Here is a 2,681-nt window from a genome sequence, read left to right as displayed (position 1 = left end):
GTCAGGGCATAGGAATTTAGAACAACTCCAGGCTTACATCGAGGTACGTGACGAGCAGGTATTAGGAGCGGTAACAGGGCTTAGTATGCTATCTCCCGTCACTGAGTCTGACTTTTCACGGGATGTGGAGAGAGGGGATTGGTTCGCGGCGTAACGCCGCGAACCAACTACTTATATTTTAGATGCCTCTTCACTCAGATCAGACAAACCTTGCTTGAGAGTATCAATGGCTTGTTGTAAACCTTCAATCTTAGCCCGTCGAGCCACCTGTTCTACTGTATCTAAATAAGCTTGACTACCTGCCTTGCCCAAATGCTTGTATTTAGACAGCTTCTGAGGATTATTCTTACTGGGAAATATGGCAACGGTTGCTTGGAGTTTGTAATACCAATAAGCGCCTTTTCGTCCTCTAGCTTGATAGCGCACTATCCAACAACCTGATGGAGCAACTTTTCCCGCTGCCAGTATCTCCTGGATTTCTTGTTCCAAGAGTTCGAGAATCTTAATCAGTTGGTCAGTTCGTTGTTGTAAATCTTCAAGCGGCGGCAGTTGATGGGGTTTTGGCATAAACATTATTAGCCCGAAAAACCCACCTATTTTCAGCTCCCCTTCACAGCCTAACCTGTTTTTTTTAGTATTAATTAGGATTTTGGTGTAACTGCCAGCCAAGGCATAGAGACTCTAGTTGCAACCATCCTCGCCATAACACTTGGATGCCAATTGCAGTTTTTCGCCGATGTTCCAAGTAGCCTCCTAGTCGTGCAATTGCCCTGATTGCCCAGTCAATAGTAAGATTTCCGGGATTTTTGAGTTGGGCTGGAGTCAAAGCCAGTAGAACATCTATCTGTACTGGAGTTAACACCAAGACTGCTGGAGAATCAGGCGAATTTCGGTGCAGATATGTCATCCTGAGTAAATGGGAAGCAATTACAGTCAAAAATCCCAATAACGTTGCCATACTTTCACCTCCCAATCGGTAACTTTCGGCTTTGCACCCGGATTTAAGAATTTTATGATACTCCTCGACTCGCCAGCGATAGGTATACCAGCGCAAAATTTGAGCGGCTTCTTGATGTGTTGTTACTGATTCAGTGGTCAGTAACATCCATTCGACTGGTTCTTCTTGTTCGGGGGGATTTATTTCTTGTGCATAAACCGCATAAACTTTAAAGTCATCGCCATTTTTAAGCCGGGATGGAAACTGCAATTTTAATCGACAAAATTTAACTTCTAAACCAGCAATTCTGGCTGAACGTTTTTTAGTTTCAGGCAGGGTGACTTCTAAGACAAACTGGACTCTTTGAGCAGCTACGTATTCCCACAGATGCTGATTAGAATCTTGTAAGCTACGATTGTGAGCTGCTCTTACTACTACTCCAGTATTGTTTATGTGACAGGCTTGTTCAAATACTTCAGAGATATCCCCCTCCCGGTCAAACACATGAATTACCTTGGGCTGTTCCTTAAGTGAAGTTTCTTTTTGGAGGAAATGGAAAGGTTCGTCTACCTGTTGGAATGCTTCTACCCACCGATAGGATTCTTTTTCCTCAATCGGGCGCTTTCTCCTGAGTTGCCGAGATTGTTTAAGTCGCTGTTTCTTTTGTTGTGCGGTTTCCCCTTCTTGTAGTTGGGTTGGTTTTTCTCGATGCCATAATTTTTCCCACAATAAACCCAAGGGTTGTCCAAAATCTGGGTCAACGGCTAGAGTCGTGTGTAAAATTAGTCCATTCCCTCCATTCCCTATTGGACCGTAATCTTCTCGCTTAGCAACAATCTTTTTGTAGTCTAGATAAGTTGTATCTCCCACTGCTAATACAACTGGCAAGCTAGAGATTTCTTGTATTGTTTGCTGGAAGTATGGCTCAATCAATTTCTCAAACTTAGTTTTGGGGTTGGCTAAAAATTCGTAAGCCCGTTTGAGGTCACTGGCACTTTTAAACACCATTGATAATGGCTGGCCATATTTTACCGATAAGCACTCGGCTATCGATGCTGCTCTTCGCGTTAACCGTTTGTCTCCCAAATCACAACCGTGATACGGATTACACTCCAATAGGTTCATTCGATCAAAGCCACTCTCTCGCACCTGTTATGACTTTACTGTTAAATTCCCTTTCCTCTTGGGTTCGCGACGTTACTTCGCGAACCAATCCCCTCTCTCCACATCCCGTGAAAAGTCAGATGCGACATAAACTACAAGTTGTAATCAAATAAAGGCGATCATTGGAGGTTCTAAATGGAACTTCTAGAGATTGCAGGTACGACCAATGCTTGGAGAGTGAAGTGTGGCTACTGTTAAACTCTTTGTAATCACTCAAGGTAGCTCATTGCGACTGATTCAGCCGTGAGGACTTATAAAAATACATTTTGTGTTAAGGAAATGGCAGAGATTATATTAAATTTATTGGATAATGGCATAGATTATATCCATGAAGCCGTAGAACCAATATTCAAAGCACATGACAACTCTAAGCATTCATGGAAGTATTCTGTTTTGCACCTATATTCAGGAATTGAATTATTACTAAAAGAGAAACTCAGACAAGAACATTGGAGCTTAATATTTCAAGACATAAGCAGTGCAAGCTCCAAAAAACTTGAAGATGGTGATTTTGTTAGTGTGTATCATGATGAGTTAATCAAAAGGCTACAAAATATTTCAAAAGTTACTATTAATGATG

Annotated in this window: 2 protein-coding genes and 1 pseudogene; 1 reads left to right on the top strand and 2 read right to left on the bottom strand. The window is 42.0% G+C overall.

Annotation, left to right across the window (positions count from 1 at the left end; all coding sequences use genetic code 11):
- Positions 1 to 171: 171 nt before the first annotated feature.
- Positions 172 to 567 (bottom strand): hypothetical protein, encoded by a 396-nt coding sequence (locus tag V6C93_RS23195; protein WP_333479042.1) that lies wholly within the window; start codon positions 565 to 567, stop codon positions 172 to 174.
- A 70-nt stretch (positions 568 to 637) separates the two neighbouring features.
- Positions 638 to 2,062: an IS4 family transposase gene (locus tag V6C93_RS23190; RefSeq protein WP_333479041.1), complete on the bottom strand. Its 1,425-nt coding sequence runs from the start codon at positions 2,060 to 2,062 to the stop codon at positions 638 to 640.
- A 318-nt stretch (positions 2,063 to 2,380) separates the two neighbouring features.
- Here V6C93_RS23190 and V6C93_RS23185 point away from each other — a divergent pair.
- Positions 2,381 to 2,681 (top strand): annotated as a pseudogene (locus V6C93_RS23185) (hypothetical protein); the annotation flags it as partial.

Source organism: Allocoleopsis sp., from assembly GCF_036703385.1.
Lineage (GTDB): Bacteria > Cyanobacteriota > Cyanobacteriia > Cyanobacteriales > Coleofasciculaceae > Allocoleopsis.
The sequence above is the reverse complement of the archived record's forward strand: the minus strand, read 5'-3'. Positions and strand labels throughout refer to the sequence as shown.